At 60.4% G+C, this 21,254-nt stretch carries 18 protein-coding genes; 8 read left to right on the top strand and 10 right to left on the bottom strand.

Features of this window, described 5'->3' with window-relative positions:
• Positions 1-53: 53 nt before the first annotated feature.
• Positions 54-956, top strand: coding sequence for a DMT family transporter (locus EHO01S_RS17340; protein ID WP_035370158.1), 903 nt, complete (start codon positions 54-56; stop codon positions 954-956).
• A 167-nt stretch (positions 957-1,123) separates the two neighbouring features.
• On the top strand, positions 1,124-1,663 hold the full coding sequence (locus tag EHO01S_RS01320) for a glycine zipper 2TM domain-containing protein (RefSeq protein ID WP_024522264.1): 540 nt from the start codon (positions 1,124-1,126) through the stop codon (positions 1,661-1,663).
• A gap of 114 nt (positions 1,664-1,777) precedes the next feature.
• Here EHO01S_RS01320 and mfd read toward each other — a convergent pair whose 3' ends face one another.
• Positions 1,778-5,239: a transcription-repair coupling factor gene (gene mfd, locus EHO01S_RS01315; RefSeq protein ID WP_024522263.1), complete on the bottom strand. Its 3,462-nt coding sequence runs from the start codon at positions 5,237-5,239 to the stop codon at positions 1,778-1,780.
• A 205-nt stretch (positions 5,240-5,444) separates the two neighbouring features.
• Here mfd and lolC point away from each other — a divergent pair, with 205 nt between their 5' ends.
• Genes lolC through cobB form a run of 5 tightly spaced genes read left to right on the top strand, consistent with a single transcriptional unit; the run spans position 5,445 to position 10,432 of the window.
• Positions 5,445-6,647: a lipoprotein-releasing ABC transporter permease subunit LolC gene (lolC, locus tag EHO01S_RS01310; protein ID WP_024522262.1), complete on the top strand. Its 1,203-nt coding sequence runs from the start codon at positions 5,445-5,447 to the stop codon at positions 6,645-6,647.
• Complete coding sequence (gene lolD / locus EHO01S_RS01305; RefSeq protein ID WP_024522261.1) at positions 6,640-7,359, top strand: lipoprotein-releasing ABC transporter ATP-binding protein LolD; 720 nt, start codon at positions 6,640-6,642, stop codon at positions 7,357-7,359. Before lolC ends, lolD begins: the two co-directional genes overlap by 8 nt.
• Positions 7,359-8,606, top strand: a complete 1,248-nt coding sequence (gene lolE / locus EHO01S_RS01300) for a lipoprotein-releasing ABC transporter permease subunit LolE (RefSeq protein ID WP_035370157.1) — start codon at positions 7,359-7,361, stop codon at positions 8,604-8,606. The genes lolD and lolE overlap by 1 nt, the downstream gene beginning before the upstream one ends.
• Positions 8,607-8,617: 11 nt before the next feature.
• A complete protein-coding gene (gene nagK / locus EHO01S_RS01295; RefSeq protein ID WP_024522259.1) occupies positions 8,618-9,562 on the top strand; it encodes an N-acetylglucosamine kinase in 945 nt (314 codons plus the stop codon).
• A gap of 9 nt (positions 9,563-9,571) precedes the next feature.
• Positions 9,572-10,432: a Sir2 family NAD+-dependent deacetylase gene (cobB, locus tag EHO01S_RS01290; protein WP_162147375.1), complete on the top strand. Its 861-nt coding sequence runs from the start codon at positions 9,572-9,574 to the stop codon at positions 10,430-10,432.
• A 57-nt stretch (positions 10,433-10,489) separates the two neighbouring features.
• Here cobB and EHO01S_RS01285 read toward each other — a convergent pair whose 3' ends face one another.
• The 3 genes from EHO01S_RS01285 to phoP form a co-directional block, all read right to left on the bottom strand.
• Positions 10,490-11,611 carry a ribosomal protein uL16 3-hydroxylase gene (locus EHO01S_RS01285; RefSeq protein ID WP_024522257.1) on the bottom strand — a complete coding sequence of 374 codons (1,122 nt, stop codon included), beginning with the start codon at positions 11,609-11,611 and terminating at the stop codon, positions 10,490-10,492.
• A 101-nt stretch (positions 11,612-11,712) separates the two neighbouring features.
• Positions 11,713-13,179, bottom strand: coding sequence for a two-component system sensor histidine kinase PhoQ (gene phoQ, locus EHO01S_RS01280; protein ID WP_024522256.1), 1,467 nt, complete (start codon positions 13,177-13,179; stop codon positions 11,713-11,715).
• The gene (gene phoP, locus EHO01S_RS01275; protein WP_024522255.1) at positions 13,176-13,850 is read right to left on the bottom strand and encodes a two-component system response regulator PhoP; all 675 of its coding nucleotides are present in this window, start codon (positions 13,848-13,850) and stop codon (positions 13,176-13,178) included. The genes phoQ and phoP overlap by 4 nt, the downstream gene beginning before the upstream one ends.
• Before the next feature lie 334 nt (positions 13,851-14,184).
• Here phoP and EHO01S_RS01270 point away from each other — a divergent pair, with 334 nt between their 5' ends.
• Positions 14,185-15,237, top strand: coding sequence for an ADP-ribosylglycohydrolase family protein (locus tag EHO01S_RS01270; protein WP_024522254.1), 1,053 nt, complete (start codon positions 14,185-14,187; stop codon positions 15,235-15,237).
• A 34-nt stretch (positions 15,238-15,271) separates the two neighbouring features.
• On the opposite strand, the gene EHO01S_RS01265 is transcribed toward EHO01S_RS01270, so the two are convergent.
• The 6 genes from EHO01S_RS01265 to EHO01S_RS01240 all read right to left on the bottom strand — a co-directional run bounded on the left by EHO01S_RS01265 (position 15,272) and on the right by EHO01S_RS01240 (position 21,221).
• Positions 15,272-16,030: a GntR family transcriptional regulator gene (locus EHO01S_RS01265; RefSeq protein ID WP_024522253.1), complete on the bottom strand. Its 759-nt coding sequence runs from the start codon at positions 16,028-16,030 to the stop codon at positions 15,272-15,274.
• 168 nt (positions 16,031-16,198) lie between these two features.
• Positions 16,199-17,569: an adenylosuccinate lyase gene (gene purB / locus EHO01S_RS01260; protein ID WP_024522252.1), complete on the bottom strand. Its 1,371-nt coding sequence runs from the start codon at positions 17,567-17,569 to the stop codon at positions 16,199-16,201.
• 28 nt (positions 17,570-17,597) lie between these two features.
• Positions 17,598-18,224: a high frequency lysogenization protein HflD gene (gene hflD / locus EHO01S_RS01255; RefSeq protein WP_024522251.1), complete on the bottom strand. Its 627-nt coding sequence runs from the start codon at positions 18,222-18,224 to the stop codon at positions 17,598-17,600.
• A 163-nt stretch (positions 18,225-18,387) separates the two neighbouring features.
• Positions 18,388-19,443 carry a GGDEF domain-containing protein gene (locus tag EHO01S_RS01250; RefSeq protein ID WP_024522250.1) on the bottom strand — a complete coding sequence of 352 codons (1,056 nt, stop codon included), beginning with the start codon at positions 19,441-19,443 and terminating at the stop codon, positions 18,388-18,390.
• Positions 19,444-19,586: 143 nt separating this feature from the next.
• Positions 19,587-20,690, bottom strand: coding sequence for a tRNA 2-thiouridine(34) synthase MnmA (mnmA, locus tag EHO01S_RS01245; protein WP_024522249.1), 1,104 nt, complete (start codon positions 20,688-20,690; stop codon positions 19,587-19,589).
• Positions 20,691-20,774: 84 nt separating this feature from the next.
• Positions 20,775-21,221: an NUDIX hydrolase gene (locus tag EHO01S_RS01240; protein WP_024522248.1), complete on the bottom strand. Its 447-nt coding sequence runs from the start codon at positions 21,219-21,221 to the stop codon at positions 20,775-20,777.
• Positions 21,222-21,254 lie beyond the last annotated feature (33 nt).

Genomic DNA, 21,254 nt, shown 5'->3' with positions numbered 1-21,254 from the left:
TTAGGTGTGACGCGCACACTGAACAGTCCGTTATCTGCGACTGGTTTTTCTCGATGTCATCCGATTCTGCTTTTCGTCTGACGCTCTCGCGCCAAGAAGTGATCCTGATCTTCATTACCATGCTCTGGGGTGGCACCTTTCTCATCGTGCACCATGCGATGACGCTAAGCGGCCCTTTCTTCTTTGTCGGCTTACGTTTCGCCGCCGCTACCCTGATGCTACTGTTGCTAAGCTGGCGTCATCTGCATGGTTTCACCCGCCGTGAACTGGTCTGGGGGATGAGCATCGGCGCGGCGATTGCCGCCGGCTATGGTTTGCAGACCTATGGCCTGCAAACCATCAGCAGCAGTAAGTCGGCCTTTATGACCGCGCTGTATGTGCCGTTGGTGCCGCTGTTACAGTGGCTGTTCCTCGGACGCCGGCCGCAGCTGATGGCCTGGATTGGCATTGGCCTAGCGTTTCTCGGTCTGCTGCTGCTGTCGGGACCGCAGGCAGGGAACGGTGAGTTCGGCATCGGCGAGATGACGACGCTGCTGAGTACCTTGGCTATCGCCGCGGAGATCATTCTGATCAGCGGCTGTGCCGGTCGGGTGGATGTGCGCCGGGTAACCCTGATCCAGTTGGCGACGGCGTCGTTGCTCAGCTTTATGCTGATGTGGCCGAATGGCGAGGCGCTGCCGCCCTGTTCAAGCTATTTGTTGTTCAGCGCCTTGGGGTTGGGGGCCGCTAGCGGCATCATTCAGGTGACCATGAACTGGGCGCAACGCAGTGTCTCGCCGACCCGCGCCACGGTGATCTACGCCGGTGAACCGGTATGGGCCGGAGTGGTGGGGCGCATCGCTGGCGAACGCCTGCCGGGGGTGGCGTTGCTGGGGGCCGCGCTGATCGTGATTGGGGTGGTGATCAGCGAATTGAAGCTGAAATCCCGCCGGCGTCGCGTGCGCCCCTCAGAATAGTCTTGAATCCTGTCCCGCTGCCCGCGCGGCGGGCATTTCTTCCGTTATTCCGATTGTTGATGCCCGGCGCTCTGCGCACACTGACTGCCATCACTTGGCTCATCACGGGTCGTAGCGCGACATTGGCCGCGGCACCGGGCTAGAAAACAAGAAGGATCACGCAGATGATGAATAAATCCATGTTGGCCGGTATCGGCATTGGGGTGGCGGCGGCGTTAAGTGTGGCGGCGGTCGCCGGGTTGAAGGTCTTTGATACGGCGCCGCAGTACGCGCGGGTGCTCTCGGTTCAGCCGATCCATGAGATGATCAAGACACCGCGTCGGGTATGCCGTGAGGTGACCGTGATGCATCGCCGGCCGGTACAGGATGAGAATCGCCTGGCGGGCTCACTGTTGGGCGCGGTAGCCGGTGGGGTGCTAGGCCATCAGGTCGGCAGTGGACGGGGACGCGATGTGGCGACGGTACTCGGGGCGCTGGGCGGTGGTTATGCTGGCAACCAGATCCAGGATCGTATGCAGCAGAATGATACTTATGCCACCCGCGAACAGCGTTGCAGCACCGAGTATGATAAGTCGCGACGTCTGCTGGGCTATGACGTCACCTACTTAATCGGTGAACAGCGCGGCCGGGTACGCATGGATCGCGATCCCGGATCGCAGATCCCGCTGGACAGCAAGGGACAACTGATTATCGACCAGAAAGCCTAACGCATCCAGCGTGTGACATGATGCACGCTCGATGAGCGAAAACACAGACGGCCCTACGGGGCCGTCTGTGTTGATTGCTGCCGACCTCAGCGCGGGCCGAGGGCGAGACACCGATTAGAGACGGTGCTCGGCGAAAGCCGCCAACAGTTGGCTGATGAACGCTAACCGCACCGGACGTTCGCTGAGATCGCGGATAAACTTCAGCTTGCTGGGGCCATCCAGGCGGAAAACCCCTGGCTGCTGTTGCAGCAGTCCGATCAGATAGCTCGGGTCGACGTGGTTGTTCTCGCTGAACTCGATGAAGCCTCCCTTGTCATGCCCTTCGATGCGCCGAATACCCAACGCCGCCGCCTGTTGACGCAGCGCGGCGCACTGTAACAGGTTGCGTGCCGCATCGGGCAACGGGCCGAAGCGGTCGATCAGCTCGGCGCGTAGATCGGCCAACGCCTCCGCGTCGCTGGCGCTGGCGATGCGCTTGTAGAACGAGAGGCGGGTGCCGACGTCGGGGATCATCTCCTCCGGCAACAGGGTCGGCATGCGTAGCTCCACCTCGGTCTGTTGGCTAGTCAGATCTTCCAGCGAGGGTTCGCGCCCGGCCTTCAGGGCATCGACGGCGCTCTCCAGCAACTCCATATACAGCGAGAAGCCAACGCTGGCCATCTGGCCACTCTGATCGTCTCCCAGCAGCTCGCCGGCCCCGCGGATCTCCAGATCGTGCGTTGCCAGGGCGAAACCGGCACCGAGATCTTCCAGTGAGGCGATGGCCTCCAGACGTTTCTGGGCGTCGACGGTCATCGCTTTCGGCGGCGGGGTGAGCAGATAGGCGTAGGCCTGATGGTAAGAGCGGCCTACACGCCCGCGCAACTGGTGCAATTGCGCCAGACCGAAGTGGTCGGCACGCTCGATGATGATGGTGTTGGCGCTGGGGATGTCGATACCCGTCTCAATGATGGTGGTACACACCAGCACATTGAAACGCTGGTGGTGGAAGTCGTTCATCACCCGCTCCAGTTCGCGTTCGCGCATCTGGCCATGGCCGATGGCGATGCGCGCCTCCGGCACCAGAGTCGCCAGCCGATCGGCGGCCTTCTGGATGGAGTCGACGTCGTTATACAGGTAGTACACCTGACCGCCACGTAGGGTTTCGCGCAGGATCGCTTCGCGCACCAACAGGCTATCGTACTCGCGCACGAAGGTCTTGACCGCCATACGGCGCGCCGGCGGGGTTGCGATGATGGAGAGATCGCGCATGCCGCTCATCGCCATGTTCAGGGTGCGCGGGATCGGCGTCGCCGTCAGGGTCAGGATGTCGACGTCGGCGCGCAGCGCTTTGATACGCTCCTTCTGACGCACACCGAAACGGTGTTCCTCATCGACGATCAGCAGCCCCAGATCTTTCCATAGCACATCGGTCTGTAGCAGCTTATGGGTACCGATCAGGATGTCGACCTTGCCCTCGGCGGTATCCGCCAGCACCTGGGCCTGTTCCTTGGCGCTGCGGAAGCGCGAGATCAATTCGATGCGCACCGGCCAGTTGGCGAAGCGGTCGCGGAAGTTATCATAATGCTGTTGCGCCAGCAGGGTGGTCGGCACCAGCACTGCCACCTGTTTACTGTTATGCACCGCCAGGAAGGCGGCGCGCATCGCTACCTCCGTCTTGCCGAAACCGACGTCGCCGCATACCAGACGATCCATTGCCAGCGGCTGGCACATGTCACTGAGTACCGCATTGATCGCCATCTCCTGATCCGGCGTGGTTTCGAACGGGAAGCCCTGACAGAACAGTTGATAGGCTTCACGGTCGTGGTGGAAGGCGAAGCCCGCCTTGGCGGCGCGCATGGCGTAGATGTCCAACAGCTCGGCGGCCACATCACGCACTTTCTCCGCCGCTTTCTGGCGTGCACGCGTCCAGGCGTCGCCCCCTAGGCGGTGCAGAGGCGCGCTTTCGTCGGCACCGCCGGCGTAGCGGCTTAGCAGATGCAGGGAAGAGACCGGTACATAGAGCTTGGCATCGCCGGCATAACTGAGGATCAGGTATTCGCCCTTGATCCCGCCCGCCTCCAGGGTGGTCATGCCGCCGTAGCGTCCAACACCGTGCTCCAGATGCACCACCGGTTGGCCGGGGGCCAATTCGGCTAGGTTGCGGATCAGGGTATCGGTATTGATGGTGCGCCGATTGTCTTGGCGCCGTCGGCTGACGCGCTCACCGAGCAGATCGCTTTCGCAGATCAGTGCCAGCCCCAGCGGGCTGTTGATGAAGCCGTGCTCGCTGGCGCCGACCATGATGTAGTGACCGCCGGGTTCGGCTTCCTCCAAGCGGGCGATCAGCCGGGGAGTGATCTGAATGCGCGCCAGCAGCTCCAGCAGGGTCTCACGCCGGCCTTCGCTCTCGGCGGAGAACACCACGCTGCCGTCGAACTGTGCCAGGAAGCGTTGCAGGTTTTCCAGCGGCTTCTTGCTTTGAGCCTCGACCGCCAGGCGTGGGAGCGGTTGGTAGTGCAGATTGCTGTGCCCGGCCCGCTCGCTGAGCACCTCACGGGTCAGTTGGATGCGTGGCCACTGCTTGAGGGCGGCAAATAACTCGTCGACCCGCATCCACAGACTTTCCGGTGCCAGCAGGGGACGCATCGGATCGACACCCCGGCTCTGGTGGCGCTGCACGATGTCTTGCCAGAAACGCTCGGCGGCCTGATGCAGATCGCCCAGGCCTAACACCAGGGTGCCGGCGGGCAGGTAGCTGAACAGGGTGGGCAGCGGTTGGCTGAAGAATAATGGTTGCCAATACTCGATCCCTGCCGGCCAGATCCCCTTGCTAACCTGCTGATAGATATGCTCGGCGTCGCGACGTACCTCGAAGTGCTCGCGCCACTGGCTGCGGAACAGTTCGATGGCGTGCTTGTCGGTCGGGAACTCGTGTGCTGGCAGCAGATCGATACGCTCGACGTCGTTTAAGGTGCGTTGGCTGTCGACGTCGAACAGACGCAGGCTGTCGATCTCGTCATCGAAGAAGTCGATGCGGTAAGGTTCATCGCTGCCCATCGGGAACAAGTCGAGCAGGGCGCCACGGGTGGCGAACTCGCCATGCTCCATCACCTGATCCACACTGCGGTAGCCGGCTTGTTCTAATTGGCCGCGTAGGGTGTCACGCGAGAGACGCTGCCCCTTTTGCATCACCAGGGCATGGCTGTGCAGGAAGCTGTGCGGGCAGACGCGTTGCATCAGGGTGTTGATCGGCAGGATGATGATTCCGCGCTCCATCCCCGGCAGATGGTAGAGGCTGGAGAGACGGGCGGAGATGATGTCCTGGTGCGGTGAGAAGTTGTCGTAGGGCAGGGTCTCCCAGTCGGCCAGGGTGGTGACCCACTGGCGGCTAAATTGGGGGATCTCGTCGCGCAGACGGAGCGCGGTCTGCATGTCGGGCACCACCAGCATCACCGCCCCGGGATGGCGTGCGGCGATCTCGGCGCATTCCAAGGCGCAGGCCGAGCCGCTGAGCTGGCCCAGTTGGCGGACATCGCCGGCGCGGGCCGGCAACGGGTAGCGTTCTGGCAGGGTAAGTCGATATTGTTCAGACATAGGGCGTTAGCGGATCTCGTGTACGTCGTGTCCCGCGCTGGGGAGCAATACGGATGTCAGCATAGATAATACCACTATATGCTCGTGGCGCGACATGCGCGCGCCATGACGCGATACCGCTGGCGGGCGTCGCGATGCCCATTGTGGTAACCTGTTCACAGACATATACTTGCCAATCACTTTGCGCATTGCAAGAAAGAGAGCCATGCATCAACCTGTCGCCCTATTTATTGGCCTGCGTTACATGCGCGGGCGCGCTTCGGACCGCTTCGGTCGGTTTGTTTCCTGGTTATCCACTATCGGCATCACATTGGGCGTGATGGCGTTGGTCACCGTGTTGTCGGTGATGAACGGCTTTGAGCGTGATCTGGAGCAGAGCATCCTCAGCCTGATGCCGCAGGCGCTGGTCACCACGCCGCAAGGCGAGTTGGATCCCACCCACTACCCGGCCTCGTTGCTGAGCGGGTTGCCCGGCGTGACGCGCGTCGCGCCGCTGACCAGCGGTGATGTGGTGTTGCAAAGCCCACACAGCGTTGGGGTAGGCGTGATGATCGGCGTTAACCCACAGGAGGCCGATCCGTTGGATCGCTATCTCAGCGGCGTCAGTCAGCAACAGTTACAGCCGGGTCAGTACCGCGCCATTCTCGGCAGCCAGTTAGCCGCCTCCCTTGGCGTCAAGGCGGGCGACCGGGTACGCCTGATGGTGCCGAGCGCCAGCCAGTTTACCCCGATGGGGCGTATTCCCAGCCAGCGCATCTTCACCGTGATCGGCACCTTTAACGCCGATAGCGAGGTGGATCAGACGCAGTTGCTGGTCAACCAGCAGGATGCCTCGCGCCTAATGCGCTACCCGTTGGGGCATATCAGCGGCTGGCGCCTGTTTATGCAACGTCCGCTGGACATCGAAGCGCTGGTGGCACATCCGTTGCCTGATGGCCTCGTGTGGCAAGACTGGCGGGCGCGGAAGGGCGAACTGTTCCAGGCGGTGAAGATGGAGAAGAACATGATGGGGCTGCTGTTAAGCCTGATCGTCGCCGTCGCCGCCTTTAACATCATCACCTCTCTGGGGCTGCTGGTGATGGAGAAACAGGGGGAGGTAGCCATTTTGCAAACCCAAGGGCTGACCCGGCGCCAGATCATGAGCGTCTTCATGGTGCAGGGGGCCAGCGCCGGCATCATCGGCTCGCTGTTGGGCGCCCTGTTGGGGGCGTTGCTGGCCAGCCAACTGAATACCCTACTGCCATGGCTGGGCGATATGCTTGGCGGCGGTACGCTACCGGTAGACATTCATGCCGCCCAGGTAGTGACTATCACCCTGGTTGCCATGCTGCTTTCCCTGTTGTCAACGCTTTATCCGTCATGGCGCGCCGCCGCCGTTCATCCTGCCGAGGCATTACGTTATGAGTAACCCTTCATCCCCGACGCCCATCCTGTTGCAGTGCAACGACCTGAGCAAGAGCTATCAGGAGGGCAAGCTAAGTACCGATGTCCTGCGTCATGTCTCGTTCGACATTCATCCGGGGGAGATGATGGCGATCGTCGGCAGCTCCGGCTCTGGTAAAAGCACCCTGTTACACCTGCTGGGGGGGTTGGATAGCCCGAGCGCCGGGGAGGTGATCTTCAAGGGGCAGTCGCTCAACCGCATGTCAGCGTCGGACAAAGCGGCGTTGCGTAATCGTGAGTTGGGCTTTATCTACCAGTTTCATCACCTGCTGCCCGACTTCAACGCGTTGGAGAATGTGATGATGCCGCTATTGATCGGCGGCATGAAGCCGAAGCAGGCTCAGCCTCAGGCGCTGGCGATGTTAAAGGCGGTCGGGCTGGCGCATCGCGCCCACCACCGCCCGTCGGAGTTGTCCGGTGGCGAGCGCCAACGCGTTGCTATTGCGCGGGCGCTGGTGCATAACCCGTCGCTGGTGTTGGCCGACGAGCCGACCGGCAACCTGGACATGCGCACCGCCGACACCATCTTCGATCTGTTGGGCGAACTGAATATGCGTCAGGGTACCGCTTTCTTGGTGGTGACCCATGACCTGGCGCTGGCGCGTCGTTTACGCCGCCAGTTGGAGATGCGCGATGGTCAGTTGACCCAGGAGCTGACGCTGATGGAGGCGCAGTGATGGGCATGCCGCTGGCTTTACAGATTGCCCGGCGCTTCAGCCGGGGACGGCGCCGAGGCGGGATGGTTTCGCTGATCTCGGTGATCTCGACCGTCGGTATCGCGTTAGGGGTGGCGGTGTTGATCGTCGGCCTGAGCGCGATGAACGGCTTTGAGCGCGAACTGGATCAGCGCATCTTATCGGTGGTTCCGCACGGAGAGATTTATCCGGTGGAGCAGCCCTTCCACGACTGGTCGTCGGTTCTGACGCGCGTCGCGCGGGTCAAGGGGGTGGTGGGAGCGGCGCCCTATGTCACTTTCACCGGTCTGATGGAGCATGGCAGTCAGCTGCGTGCGGTGCAGGTGCGTGGGGTCGACCCCACCCAGGAGAGTCAGGTTAGTGCGTTGCCGCGTTATGTATTGGATAACGCCTGGGCGGATTTCCGCGCCGGTAGTCAACAGGTGGTCTTGGGTAAGGGCGTGGCTGACGCTCTGGGCGTCCGGCGTGGCGACTGGGTAACGGTGATGGTACCTAACAGCGATCCGCAGATGAAGCTGCTACAGCCTAAGCGTATCCGCCTCCAGGTGAGCGGCATCCTCCAGTTGAGCGGCATGTTGGATCACACCCTGGCGCTGGTGCCGTTGGCCGATGCCCAGCAGTATCAGGAGCTGGGTGACAGCGTGACCGGGATCGCCATCAAGGTGGCCGATCCGTTCAGTGCCGATAAAGTAGTGCGTGCCGCCGGTGAGGTGACCCACGACTATGTCTATATTCGCAGTTGGAAAGGCACCTACGGCTATATGTTCCGTGACATTCAGATGATTCGCGTGATCATGTATCTGGCGATGGTGTTGGTGATCGGTGTAGCCTGTTTCAACATCGTCTCCACCCTGGTGATGGCGGTAAAGGATAAGAGCGGCGACATCGCCGTGCTGCGTACCCTGGGGGCGAAGGATGGCCTGATCCGCGCCATCTTCATCTGGTATGGCTTGTTAGCCGGCTTGCTGGGTAGCCTGTGCGGGGTGGCGATCGGCGTGCTGGCTTCGTTGAAGTTGACTCTGATCGGGCGTTTCATCGAGCGTCTACTGGGGCATCGCCTGCTCTCAGGCGACATTTACCCGATCGATTTTCTTCCTAGCCAGTTACAGTGGCTGGATGTCCTGGCGGTATTACTGACCGCCATCATCCTCAGTCTGCTGGCGAGTTGGTATCCGGCGCGGCGCGCGAGTCGTATCGATCCGGCGCGGGTATTAAGCGGCGGCCAGTGATGGAGGCGACGATGTACTACGGTTTCGATCTCGGTGGCAGCAAGCTGGCGCTCGGCGTGTACGACCAACAGCTCAGCCAGGTAGGGTATTGGCGCGTGGCGACGCCGCGTGACGATTACCCGGCGTTACTGGCGGCGTTGACGGCGCTGACCGAGGAGGCCGATCGGCGTTATGGCACTGCGGGCAGTGTCGGCATCGGCATCCCTGGCCTGCAACGCCCGGACGGTACGCTATTCTGCGCCAATGTGCCGGCGGTGATGGGGCAGCCGTTGGCCGCCGATCTGGCGGCGCGTCTCGCTCGTCCGGTGCGTATCGAGAATGACGCCAACTGCTTTACCCTTTCAGAGGCTTGGGATCCGGCGGCGCAGGCCTATACCAGCGTGCTGGGGATCATTCTGGGCACTGGCGTCGGCGGCGGCTTGGTGAGTGATGGGCGTATCTACCGGGGTGCCAACGGCGTGGCCGGTGAGTTCGGCCATCTGCGCTTGCCGCTGGATGCGCTCGACTACCTGGGGCGCGAGACGCCGCGCCTCGCATGCGGCTGCGGTCAGTGTGGCTGCCTGGAGAACTACATCTCAGGGCGAGGCTTCGCTTGGCTGTATCAGTGGCGTCATGGGGAGACGTTGAGCGCTCCCCAGCTTGTGGCGCGTTATCGCCAGGGGGAGCGGCGCGCGCGGCAACACGCCGCCGATTTCGCCGAACTACTGGCCATCTGCTTGGCCAATCTGTTTACCGTGCTCGATCCCCAATTGGTGGTGATCGGGGGCGGTCTGTCTAATTTTAGCGAGTTGTTTGCCTTGCTGGAGTCGCGTATTGCGCGTCACCTGCTACGCGTCGCCACACCGCCGCGCATCCTACCGGCGCGTTACGGCGACGATGGCGGGACACGCGGCGCGGCGTTCCTGCATCTGAGCGACGCCCGTTGCGCGGCCCGAGGGTCGGCGTGTGCGGATTAAGGAGTCATCATCATCATGAAAACGCGTCATCGTATCTGTCGCTTCAGAAAGAATAAACGGCTGCGCCATCAGCGCCTACGCTCGCTGGTCTATTATGAGGATATAGTATGGGGAGGCGGCATGAATAAAGAGGATACGATGAATCGACCGCGCGTCGTGGTGTTGACGGGTGCTGGCATCTCTGCCGAGTCCGGTATTCGCACCTTTCGGGCGGCGGATGGTCTGTGGGAAGAGCACCGGGTAGAGGATGTCGCCACCCCAGAGGGCTATCGGCGAGATCCCGCGTTGGTACAGGCATTCTACAACGCTCGCCGCCGTCAGTTGCAAATGCCGACCATCCAACCAAATGCCGCCCATCTGGCGCTGGCTCGCTTGGAGCAGGTGCTGGGCGACCGTTTCCTGTTGGTGACTCAGAATATCGATAATCTGCACGAGCGGGCCGGCAACCAGCGCATCATCCATATGCATGGCGAACTGCTCAAGGCGCGCTGTACCCAGTCGGGGCAGGTAGTAAAGTGGCTTGGCGATCTGAGCGTGGACGATCGTTGCCACTGCTGCCAGATCCCAGCACCGTTGCGTCCGCATGTGGTGTGGTTCGGCGAGATGCCTATCGGCATGGATGAGATCTATCAGGCGTTGCAGCAGGCGGATGAGTTTATCGCTATCGGTACCTCCGGCCATGTCTATCCGGCAGCCGGCTTCGTCCATGAGGCGCGGCTAAGCGGTGCCCATACCGTGGAGTTGAATCTGGAGCCGAGTCAAGTCGAAAGCGAGTTTGCCGAGAAGCATTATGGCCCGGCCAGTCAGGTGGTGCCGCATTATCTCCAGCAGCTGTTAATCCGCTGCGGACTTCCTTCCACATCAGTGTGATGGTGCGGGGCGCTGATGCGCCCCGGCCTGTGTTGCCCCCCTTAATGGGGGGGAGCGTTAGTCCTGAAAGAACCAATAACCGTTATTGACTAGCCCGGTCAGGATGGTGAGAAACGCCGGGTCTTCTAGCGCCGCGCCCAAACGAGCGCTGTTCAGGCAGCTGTGACGCGCCAGGGCGTCGAGCGCGGCCGAGTTCGGGCAGTCGAGTTGCTCCCCATTGACGTAGCATGCCTCGGCGATACGCAGTACCCGAATGCCGCCTAAGCGTTCCAGCACTTCACCGGCCTGTAGCAGTTCGTAGATCTCGCCCGCCTGGTAGGGCGGTTCCGGCGGCGCGATGTCCAACTCATGGCGTGATTGGCTGATGAACTCGCCGAACCATTGGCGGAAGTGGTCACCATCGTTCAATTGGGCGATCATCATGGCGCGCAAAGCCTCCAGCTCCTGTGGCAGGATCTCGGCCGGATTGTCGCGCGCTGTCAGTTGCGGATCGGCATAGTGGTTGGCGCCGAGATCGTGCGCCAGCATATGATCGGCGAAACCGCTGATCAACTCGCGGGCATTGGGTGCGCGGAAACCGACGGAGTAATTGAGCGCATTCTCCAGGGCGTATCCCTCATGGGGAAAGTGGGGCGGAATATATAGAATGTCGCCGGCGCTCAGCTCCACATCGATAATCGCCTCGAAGGGATCGACCTGGAGTAGATCCGGATGCGGACAATGCTGCCGGCGTTGCCCTTTCTCCCCGACACGCCAGCGTCGGCGGCCGCTGCCCTGAATAATAAACACGTCGTACTGGTCGATGTGCGGGCCGACGCCGCCGCCAGGGACTGAGAAAGAGATCATCAGATCGTCCACGCGCCAGTCTGGCAATTGGCGGAACGGGCGCATCAGCGCCGCTGCTGGTGAGTGCCAGTGATCGACCGCCTGCACCAGCAGCGACCAGTTGGTCTCACCGAGGTGGTCATAGCTGGTAAACGGGCCGTGGGCAACCTGCCACGCGCCCTCCTCGTGACAGACCAAGCGGCTGTCCACCTCTTGCTCCATCGCCAGCCCTGCCAGCTCGTCCGGCGACAGTGGATCGATGAAATTCTTGAAACCGTGCCGGATAACCAACGGGCGCTTTTGCCAATATGTTTGCAGGAATTCCTGCCAGTTGAGATCGAGCTGATAGTCCATGATTGCAATCCTGTGATGGTTGGTGGCACAGCGGCAAGTATAACGGATGGCACGCCGTCAGCCGCCGAGGCCGAGGGCATTTTGTGCCCTCGTCGACGGAATTAATCATTTTCCAACTGCTGCTGGCCGAAGCGCACGCACATGCGCGCGCCGCCCAAGGGGCTAGCGCCAATGGTGACGCTACCATCATATTGCGCAACCAACTCATCCACCAACGCCAGCCCCAGTCCCTGACCGGGGCGTAGGGTATCGGCCCGCTGACCGCGGGCGAACACCAATTCATGCTTATCGCTGGGGATGCCCGGGCCATCGTCGTCCACCCACAACAGCAGGTTATCGCCCCGTAGACAGGCGCTGACTTCGACGAACTCCAGGCAGTATTTGCAGGCGTTGTCCAACAGGTTACCCATCACCTCCATCAGATCGTTCTTCTCGCCGATGAAGGTCAACTCCGGCGGGATATCCAGCGAGATGTCGACCCCTTTACGTTGGTAAACCTTGTTGAGCGCCGAGGCCAGGGCATCGAGGATCGCCGGTACCGAATGCACCTCGCGATTGAGCACGCTATGCTCCGACTGGGCGCTGGCGCGGTGCAGGTAGTAGCCGATCTGTTGGGAAATTCGGCTGATTTGTTCCAGCATGATCGGTTCGGCCTGCTCGATGGTTAGGCTCTTGCTGTTGCGCAACGAGCGCAGGGTGCTCTGTAACACCGCCAGCGGGGTCTTCAAGCTGTGAGTCAGATCGGCGAGGGTGGTGCGGTAGCGGGTATAGCGTTGCCGCTCGTTGCTCAACAAGATGTTGAGGTTACGCACCAGACCGCGCAGTTCGAGAGGCGGATTTTCGCTTAGACTATCCCGTTGCCCTTTTTCCAGTTCGCGTACTTGGCTGGCGACATCTTTAATCGGTTGCAGGCTCCAATAGGCGGCCAGCCACAACAGGGGCACCACTAACAAGACGTTGGCGATCAACACATAGCTGAACCAGCCCCAGACCATATCCGAGTTCTGTAGCTCCTGTGGGATGGTATCGACTACCACGATGGTCAGCGCCGGGAGATGGTCGGTGGCGGCGTACTGGCTGACGGCGACCGAGTGGGTCATGGCATCGGCGCTGTCGTCGTCGTAATCTTTGAGTTGATCCTGCATTTGCGGGTTATCACCCAGCACCGTACTACTGAAGTGTTTGTTGCTATCGATCTCGTAGAAACCGGGTTTCTCCAGCCAGGCGTGATCGATGCGTTTCTCCAGCGCGGGTACCCGACGCTGACTCCAGAGCAGACGCCCCTCGCGATCGTAGATCATCACCAGGGTCGGGGTATTCAACGCCATGTTGGGGGGCGGGGTGATGGTCAGTCGTCCGTCCTGCCAGTGAGCCAGGCTGAAGAAAAGATTGCTTTCGCCGCGCAGCAGACGGTAGGTGGTCTTATCGAAGCTGACGGCGTAGCCGACCACGGCCACTAGGCCATAGGCCAGCGACAAGAGAAACACCATGGCGGCGGTGGCCAGCATGAAACGGGTGCGTAGTGAGAAAGGGCGAGCGTTCCAGGCTCGCCAGCGCTGACGCATCATGCCGGTACGTCGAAGCGGTAACCTTGACCACGTACGGTGGTGATGACCTCCGCCGGAAACGCACTCTGTAGTTTCTTACGCAAGCGTCCCATTAGGACGTCAATGGTATGGCTTTCGCGCAGTTCGGCATCGGGGTAGAGTTGCAGCATCAGCGCATCCTTACTGACCACCTTGCCGTTGTTGCGGATCAGCGTCTCCATGATGGTGTATTCGAAGGCGGTGAGTTTGATCAGCGTGTCGCTGACCCGTAGCTCGCGGCGCGACAGATCGACCTGGAATGGGGGCAGGCTGATGATCTGTGAGGCCAGCCCGCTATTGCGGCGCATCAACGCCTGCATGCGCGCCAGTACCTCCTCCAGGTGAAACGGTTTGGTGACATAGTCATCGGCGCCGGCTTCCAACACCGTCACTTTCTCCTGCCAACTTTCGCGGGCGGTGAGCACCAGGATCGGCAGGGTAACCTGCTCGCCACGCCAGCGGCGGATCAGACTCAGACCATCCTCGCCCGGTAAACCGAGATCGACGATCGCGATGTCCGGGCTCTGTTCGCGGACGAAAAAATCGGCCTCTTTAGCATTTTCCGCCGCATCGACCTGGTGGCCCAGTTCACGCATCTGTACCGCCAGATGGTGGCGCAGTAAGTTGTTGTCTTCGACGACTAAGATACGCATATTCAGATCCTTCCACTATCGTGTCGGGGGTACAATAACTCCCCGAAATGCATGGTTTCACCCTAGCGGAAAGTGGCTATAGCGTCCATGAAATATTGCTGACGTTGCCCGCTTTCCCTGAACCTGCCCGCCGGGTGTTGCCGACGGCGTCAGATGGGCTAACCATAAACACCTTAATGTCAACGCAAGATAAACTGGCTGATTATCGTTGGCGGGAGACGCTGTGTCGGCAGGGTGTGATGCAGCGCGCGCGGCGAAACGGTGATGATTGCTGCTTTTGGTATTGTTAAGGTACTATTGGCGATTGATGAGCGAACAGAGTGAGAGAGCGAGTATGACTGAGTTGGCGACGCAAACCGATGCCCAACGCGGTAACGAAGCGGAGACGGCGCCGCGTATCTTGGGCGCGTTATATGGCCAGATGTTGGGGGATGCCTTGGCCATGCCATCGGAGTTGTGGCCGCGGGAGCGGGTTCGCCAGCACTTCGGTTGGATCGATCGTTTCCTTGATGGACCGGCAGAGAATAGCGCCGCCTGTTATTTCCTCGCCGGGCAGTATACCGATGACACCTCGATGGCGTTGGCACTGGCTGATGCATTGATCGAGGCGGAGGGCGAGGTGGTGCCCGAGTTGATCGCGCGTAATATCATGGCCTGGGCCGAGGAGTTCAATGCCTTCGAGCGCAATATCCTCGGCCCCAGCTCACGCCAGGCGTTGAGCGAACAGCAGGCCGGGATGGCGATCGCCGCACAGGAGAATAACGGTATTACTAACGGTGCTGCGATGCGTATCTCCCCCTTAGGCTGTCTATTGCCGTCGGCACCGCTGCCGGCATTCGTCGAGCAGGTGTGGCAGGCTTCGAGCCCGACCCATAAGTCGGACATCGCAGTTGCCGGGGCGGTAGTGATCGCCTGGGCGGTCTCGCGGGCGATCGAGGGGGCGAATTGGGCGGAGATCCGCCTGGCGCTGCCCGGCGTGGCCGCCTATGCCCAACAATATCGTCCCTCCACTTTTAGCCCGTCGCTGGCCGCCCGTCTCGAACTGGCACTGGGGGTGAGCGAGACGGCATCGGGCTATGAGCAGGGTAGCGAACGGATCTATCAGTTGATCGGCGCCGGCGTCTCGACCATCGAGTCGGTGCCGGCGGCCATCGCCATGGTCGATCTGGCGCAGGGATGTCCGAACCGTTGCGCCGAGCTGTGCGCCAATTTGGGCGGTGATACCGACACCATCGGGGCGATGGCGACGGCGATTTGCGGGGCGCTCACCGGGGTTCAGGCGATCCGCGCCGATTGGCTGGCGACCTTGCAGCGGGTCAACCCACTGGATATGCAGCATTACGCCACGGCGTTGCAGCGTCTACGTCAGCAGCACGCGCAGTGCTGATTGTTGCACGGGCCGCGCTGCCGGCCCGCTCGTCTTAATCCTCCGCCGTGTATTCGTACATATCCCCACGGCAGTAGTTGATGCTGTATTCCAATGGTCGTTGAGCCTGATCGCACAGTAATTGACGGATCACCAGCATGGCGGTCGGCGCCGGAATGCCCAGCTTCTGTTGTAGCGAGGGGTCAGCTAGGCTGGCGCTGAGCTGGCTGGTGAGCCGGCCGAACTGGATCTGGCGAGCGCGCAGATAGGCATACAAGGAGTCGCCGATCTCGTTGCAGTGACCGATAGCCTCGCGCACCACGTAAGAGATGGCCAGCGAGAGATTCTCGCCATCCACGCTGCGGATACGCTCCAGGCGATAGACTGGTGTGTCGATAGGCAGCGCCAGTTTTTCGGCGATGGTGGCGGATGCCGGCACCAGTTCCCGTGACAGCCAACGGGTGCCAGGTGTATGGCCCAGCATGGCGACCTCATCGGAGAAGCCTTTGATATTGGTGAGCGAATAGGCCAGCGCTGGCACCGGCACCTGTTTGATCTGGGTACCAAAGCCACGTCCGCGCCCGATGATGTCATCTTGTTCCAGGCAGGCTAACGCCTTGCGTACCGTGATGCGTGAGATCTTCAACGCTTCGGTGAAGGCACGTTCGCTAGGCAGAAAGTCGCCCGGTTGCAACATCCCCTGAGCGATGGCTTGGCGGATGGACTCGTTGAAACGTAGATAAATGGGCATGGAGCCAGGTTGAGCGAGGTCATCACGGAGCTTGTGTAGCAGTGGAGTTGGATCGGCACTCATAGCGTTCGGCATCAATCATAAGCTGTATTGGATGATCCCAGTGTAATCGCTGGCGGGGCGAGGCAGAAGTAAAAAGTCGGTATGCTGTGACAGAAAGCGCGTCGTGGAGGGGAATTTGCGCCATCCGCAGGCGGCAGATGGCGCAAAAGTGAACATCAGGCGAATCGATTACTTCAGCTTATCGACCAGTTGGCTGGCGGCGCCGAGATAAGAGGCCGGCGTCATCGCCTTCAGCCGCTGCTTCTCCGCTTCCGGCAATGCCAGGCCGTCGATGAAGCGCTGCATCCCAGCGGCATCGACACGTTTACCGCGCGTCAGCTCTTTCAGCTTCTCGTACGGTTTCTCGATACCATAGCGGCGCATGACCGTCTGTACCGGTTCGGCCAGCAGCTCCCAGTTATGATCCAGCTCGTCCAGCAGGTGATCGTGATTAACCTCCAGCTTGCTCAATCCCTTCAGGGTCGCCGCATAGGCGATCAGCGCATATCCCAGGCCAACTCCCAGGTTGCGCAGTACCGTGGAGTCGGTCAGATCGCGCTGCCAGCGGGAGACGGGCAGTTTGGCGGCCAGGTGGCCGAGCAGGGCATTGGACAAGCCGAGGTTGCCTTCGGAGTTTTCGAAGTCGATCGGGTTGACCTTGTGCGGCATGGTTGACGAGCCGATTTCACCAGCGATGGTCTTTTGCTTGAAGTGGTTCAGCGCGATATAGCCCCACAGGTCGCGATCGAAGTCGATCAGAATAGTGTTGAAGCGGGCGACGCAGTCAAACAACTCGGCGATATAGTCGTGCGGCTCGATCTGGGTGGTGTAGGGGTTCCACTGAATACCCAGCGAGGTGACGAAGCTTTCGCTAAAGGCGTGCCAATCGATCTGCGGGTAGGCCGCCAGGTGGGCGTTGTAGTTACCGACGGCCCCGTTGATCTTGCCCAGGATCTCGACTTGAGACAGTTGACGCAACTGGCGCTCCAGACGGTAGGCGACGTTAGCGAACTCTTTGCCGACGGTAGTCGGGGTAGCTGGTTGACCATGGGTACGCGCCATCAACGGGATGTCACGGTACGTCTGTGCCAAGCCCTGAATGGTCGCGATCAGTTGGCGCCAGGTCGGCTTCAATACATCTTCACGCGCGCTGTGCAGCATGAGGGCGTGGGAGAGGTTGTTGATGTCTTCGGAGGTGCAGGCGAAGTGGATGAATTCGGAAACCGCGTGCAGCGCCGGGTACTCGGCGACCTTCTCTTTCAGAAAGTATTCGACGGCCTTTACGTCGTGATTCGTGGTGCGCTCGATGGTTTTGATGCGGCGGGCATCCTCTTCGTTGAATTCGCTGACGATACGGTCGAGGAAAGCGTTTGCCTGGGCGTCAAAAGCCGGCACTTCGCCGATCTCTGCACAGGCGGCCAGTTTTTGCAGCCAACGCACTTCTACCTGGACACGAAACTTCAACAGACCGAACTCACTAAAGATCGGCCGCAGGGCGGTGACTTTGTCGCCGTAACGGCCGTCGATCGGTGATACGGCGGTCAGAGAGGATAATTCCATCGGTAGCAACTCCTGGGGTTGGGAAAGGTTAACTATGAGTCAATAAATTCTGCGCCATTTGGAACAGGCGGTTACGCGAGAACATCAGCTGTAGGCGGCTGCCGCCGACCTGTTGCCACAGGATCCCCGCCCGGATACCGGCCAGCAAGGCGGCGCGCACTCGAGCTTGAATCAGCGAGTTTTGCAAGATGCTGGGCGAACCGGTGACCTGGATGCGCGGCCCCAATGGGCTAATGACATCGACATAAATGGCGGCCAGCGCGCTGATGATGGTGTCGGACTCCAGATCGAAGTGCGCCAGTTGGCGATCGAGCTCAGCGATGCGCCCGGAGAGGGTCGCCAGGGCCTGCCGGTTGCTATACAGTTTGCGCTCAAGCAGCATCAGACTCAGGCAGTAGCGGGTTAACTCGGCCCCCGGTCCTTGGCGGTTGGCGTTCAACACATTGAGCAGTGTCTCCAGCCCCGGTTTAAGTACGCGCTCATGGTCACCGAACACCGCCAGGGTCGTAGGCGGATCGGTTTGAAGAATACTGTGCAGCGAGGTGCGCAGAGCGCTACTGTCGCATTGTCCCTCATGGGCTAACTGCTGAACCAGACGCGCTGACTGACAGATACCGGCTAATGCCAGGGTGATGTCATAGTAATTCTTCGCCACGTTGACTCCTGTTTGCGGGCAGCGAGGCACCGACGATGAAGCGCCGATGCGGGATTCTGACGCCCGATCATGCCATAAACCCGACGCTAAACCTAGCGACATGGGCGATTGAAACCGACAACTGGCGCACATCTGCGCAAACGATGGCGTCGCAGCCGATCGCTCAGGTGACGATGATGCAGTTTTTCCCCTGGCGTTTAGCGCGGTATAGCGCCTCATCGGCCTGGGCGATGGCATGTTTAAGGTTGGAATGGCCGTCGAAATGGGTCAGGCCGAAGGAGGCGGTGACCCAAGCGCGTTGGCCGTGACCGAGATAGAGTGGGGCATGGCTGATCAGCCGGCGCAGATGTTCGCAGCGTGCGTTGGCCTGAGTGATCTCCAGCCCGGTGAACAGGATGATAAACTCCTCGCCGCCGAAACGGGCGATATAGTCTTGCGGCGAGAGGGTTTGGTTGGCCATCTTCGCCAGCGTGATCAGAACCTGATCGCCACAGAGATGGCCGTAATGGTCGTTGATCTGCTTGAAGTTATCGATATCGATCATCGCGATGCAACAGGGACGCCGCTCACGCTCTAAGGTCAGGATCTGTTGTTGCAGCCCTTGACGGTTGTAGGTTTGGGTCAGTTGATCGCGCAGCGCGGATTCGCGCAGGGTGAAGTAGGCGTTGATACTGCGCTGTTTTAGGGTCAGCGTCTGGTAGCAGAGCAGCAGGCAACAGTAGGCGATAACCTGGTGCAACAGCGCATCCAGCAGTTCGATGCGTTGCGCCAGTTCCGGAACGATGATCAGCAGGTGGAACAGGGCAACCAGCGAGATGCACAGGATAAACACACGCAGGGTATTGCGCTGCCAGATGCGGCTCAGCAGCAGCGGTGCCAGCATCAGGCCGATAAACAGATTATCGAGAACAAAACCTCCGGTGGTGATGAAGTTCAGAAGCCAGGCGGTCAGTCCGGCGCACCAACCCGCGAAAAAAGTGACCAGGATCATCGGCACAATTTCGAACGAATAGTGGATATGGGCGCTTACAGGCATTTTGCTGCCGCTGAGGTACCAGGAGAGTAAACCGGCGATCACCCCCCACAGGATACGTCCCGGCAAGGGCGAGTAGGGACCGAGCGCCCGCTGCTGACTCAGCGCAAAGTAACTGACGGAGAGAGTCGCGTAGGTGACGCAAGCGTTGATATACAGAAGATCGAGGGATTGCAGCGGACTCATGACTCAGTATCGACCGGGTTCAGACTTTTCTGAGTGTAACATAATCGGGACAATGAGCCGCCCACCGTGAGTGCAGTGCGCGGCGGGACAAGCGTAAAGCCAGCCAGACAGTTGTGTCTCACCGCCCCGGCTGGCCGAACGGATTAATCGATAAGACGCGCTTCAATGATGCCGCCACCGAGGCAGACTTCATCTTGATAGAAGACAGCGGATTGACCTGGCGTGACGGCGGCGACCGGTTGATCGAAACGAACCTCGATGCGGGTATCGTCGAGCGGGATCACCCGGCAAGGGATATCGGCCTGGCGATAGCGCGTCTTCACCGTGCAACGCAGCTCGGTGGTCAGCGGGCGACGATCGACCCAGTGTAGCTGCTGGGCGATCAAGCCATTGGAGAACAGGCGCGGATGATCATGCCCCTGGGCGACCACTAGCACGTTATTGGCCACATCTTTATCCACCACATACCATGGTTCCTCGTTACCGTCTTTCGTGCCGCCGATACCCAGCCCCTTGCGTTGGCCCAGCGTGTGGTACATTAACCCCTGGTGCTCGCCGATCGTCTGGCCATCGACAGTGATGATCTTACCTGGCTGCGCCGGCAGATAACGCCCGAGGAAGTCGCGGAACTTGCGCTCGCCGATGAAGCAGATGCCGGTAGAGTCTTTCTTCTTGGCCGTTGCCAGATCCAACTGGGCGGCAATGCGCCGTACCTCGGGTTTCTCCAGCTCACCGACCGGGAACAGGCTCTGTGCTACTTGCTGGTAGCTAAGGGTATAGAGAAAATAGCTCTGATCTTTGTTGGCATCCACGCCGCGCAGTAACTGGGTGGTACCGTCGATGTCACGCCGGCGCACGTAGTGGCCGGTGGCGATGTAGTCGGCTCCCAGATCTTCGGCGGCGAACTCTAGGAAAGCCTTAAATTTGATCTCTTTGTTGCACAGGATGTCCGGGTTAGGCGTGCGTCCGGCACGGTACTCCTGCAAGAACAACTCGAAGACATTGTCCCAGTACTCGGCGGCGAAGTTGACGGTGTGCAGTTCAATACCAAGCTTGTCGCAGACCGCCTGGGCATCGGCCAGATCGGCGGCTGCGGAACAATACTCGTCGTTATCGTCCTCTTCCCAGTTCTTCATGAACAGGCCAGCAACCTGATACCCCTGTTGTTGTAATAAATAGGCGGATACGGAGGAATCGACGCCGCCGGACATCCCGACGATCACTTTTTTCTGGCTGTTATCTGACATGAGACTCTCGCAGTCTGAGTGGAACATAAACGAACGCGTAGTCTACCACGTTGCCGCAGGGCGCGCACCGCCTGTGCGCGGCCGTCAAGGGATGGGCGGATAGGCGCACAGCAGAGACAGCGGATAACGTTCCCCGCGCTGATAGCTGAGCAGGCTCTCTGCTACCAGCGGCGAACGTAACTGCGACGAGGCGAGAATCTGTTCAGCGGGGAGCCACAGGCAGCGGTCGATGTCGCTGTCGTGTGGTTCGGCGGCCAGACAATGAGCCAGATCGATGGCAAAGGTGAAGCGTAGAAACGGGGTGGCGTCCGGCGCTACCCATTGGAATATTTGTAGCAGGGATTGTGGTTCGGCGCGCAGCCCGCTCTCTTCCCACAATTCGCGCGCTGCGGCCTGCAATAGCGTCTCGCCCGGCTCCAGATGGCCGGCGGGCTGGTTCCAACGCGCCTGACCATCGATGGTCTCTTCGACGATCAAAAAGCGCCCCTCCGCCTGCACGACGCAGGCGACGGTGACATGCGGTTTCAACATAGTGACTCCTCACTGGCCACCGGGGTGAGTTGC

Source organism: Edwardsiella hoshinae NBRC 105699 = ATCC 33379, from assembly GCF_000474215.1.
Taxonomy (GTDB): domain Bacteria; phylum Pseudomonadota; class Gammaproteobacteria; order Enterobacterales; family Enterobacteriaceae; genus Edwardsiella; species Edwardsiella hoshinae.
The sequence above is the reverse complement of the archived record's forward strand: the minus strand, read 5'-3'. Positions and strand labels throughout refer to the sequence as shown.

Coding starts and splice junctions, on each gene's coding strand:
- mnmA (WP_024522249.1), bottom strand. CDS start 20,690: ATGTCAGATAACAGCCAGAAAAAAGTGATCGTCGGGATGTCCGGCGGC.
- EHO01S_RS01265 (WP_024522253.1), bottom strand. CDS start 16,030: ATGAGTGCCGATCCAACTCCACTGCTACACAAGCTCCGTGATGACCTC.
- phoP (WP_024522255.1), bottom strand. CDS start 13,850: ATGCGTATCTTAGTCGTCGAAGACAACAACTTACTGCGCCACCATCTG.
- lolD (WP_024522261.1), top strand. CDS start 6,640: ATGAGTAACCCTTCATCCCCGACGCCCATCCTGTTGCAGTGCAACGAC.
- EHO01S_RS01270 (WP_024522254.1), top strand. CDS start 14,185: ATGACTGAGTTGGCGACGCAAACCGATGCCCAACGCGGTAACGAAGCG.
- EHO01S_RS01250 (WP_024522250.1), bottom strand. CDS start 19,443: ATGAGTCCGCTGCAATCCCTCGATCTTCTGTATATCAACGCTTGCGTC.
- mfd (WP_024522263.1), bottom strand. CDS start 5,239: ATGTCTGAACAATATCGACTTACCCTGCCAGAACGCTACCCGTTGCCG.
- nagK (WP_024522259.1), top strand. CDS start 8,618: ATGTACTACGGTTTCGATCTCGGTGGCAGCAAGCTGGCGCTCGGCGTG.
- EHO01S_RS17340 (WP_035370158.1), top strand. CDS start 54: ATGTCATCCGATTCTGCTTTTCGTCTGACGCTCTCGCGCCAAGAAGTG.
- lolC (WP_024522262.1), top strand. CDS start 5,445: ATGCATCAACCTGTCGCCCTATTTATTGGCCTGCGTTACATGCGCGGG.
- EHO01S_RS01320 (WP_024522264.1), top strand. CDS start 1,124: ATGAATAAATCCATGTTGGCCGGTATCGGCATTGGGGTGGCGGCGGCG.
- EHO01S_RS01240 (WP_024522248.1), bottom strand. CDS start 21,221: ATGTTGAAACCGCATGTCACCGTCGCCTGCGTCGTGCAGGCGGAGGGG.
- lolE (WP_035370157.1), top strand. CDS start 7,359: ATGGGCATGCCGCTGGCTTTACAGATTGCCCGGCGCTTCAGCCGGGGA.
- EHO01S_RS01285 (WP_024522257.1), bottom strand. CDS start 11,611: ATGGACTATCAGCTCGATCTCAACTGGCAGGAATTCCTGCAAACATAT.
- purB (WP_024522252.1), bottom strand. CDS start 17,569: ATGGAATTATCCTCTCTGACCGCCGTATCACCGATCGACGGCCGTTAC.
- phoQ (WP_024522256.1), bottom strand. CDS start 13,179: ATGATGCGTCAGCGCTGGCGAGCCTGGAACGCTCGCCCTTTCTCACTA.